The following is a 688-nucleotide window of genomic DNA, read 5'->3' as shown; positions in this document are numbered from 1 at the left end:
CGCAGGATTGCGTTTTTGAAATATTTGATACTCTTTCCGAAAAGCTTGAAATTGGTACTTTTAAAAAACTTTTTCCTGTTATCCTCACCGACAACGGTATTGAATTTCAATACCCACAACGCATTGAATGTGACGCTAACGGCGAAATTCGCACTAAAGTTTATTATTGCAATCCAAACAGTTCCTGGCAAAAAGGTATGCTTGAAAAGAATCATGAATACATACGTTATGTGATTCCAAAAGGACAGAGCCTGGATCCATATACACAGGACGATGCTATTCTATTAATGAACCACATCAATAGTGAAGCAAGGGACAGTTTAAATGGCTGCAACCCATTTAAACTGTCCCTTTTGCTTCTCAATAATAAGCTGCATAAACTTTTACATCTTAAGGAAATGGCACCAGATGAAGTTCAGTTGCAGCCTGGATTACTAAGAAAATAAAATCAAACTGCATTGAGGAATCCACTATATGAATTTAGTCTTGCATAAAATCGGTATGTGGAATTTAGTTTTGCACGCTATTTCAGATGCCTGTTTGCTATGCAAAAACAAAGGCAAACAAACTTCATTAACACTATTATAGAGCCTTTTTCAGTTCGAGTAAAGGGCATCAGTTCTGAATTAAGTATTGCATTTTCAAGGTTCTTAACTATACAAGAATTTACAATTTCATTTAACCTTTT

Annotated in this window: 1 pseudogene; it reads left to right on the top strand. The window is 35.2% G+C overall.

Features of this window, described 5'->3' with window-relative positions:
* Positions 1 to 446 (top strand): annotated as a pseudogene (locus AB8U03_RS18020) (IS30 family transposase); the annotation flags it as partial.
* Between the last annotated feature and the right edge of the window lie 242 nt (positions 447 to 688).

It is taken from the genome of Clostridium moutaii (genome assembly GCF_041205085.1).
GTDB lineage: Bacteria > Bacillota > Clostridia > Clostridiales > Clostridiaceae > Clostridium_B > Clostridium_B moutaii.
Note: the sequence above shows the minus strand (reverse complement) of the source record. Positions and strands in the feature narration are given on the sequence as shown.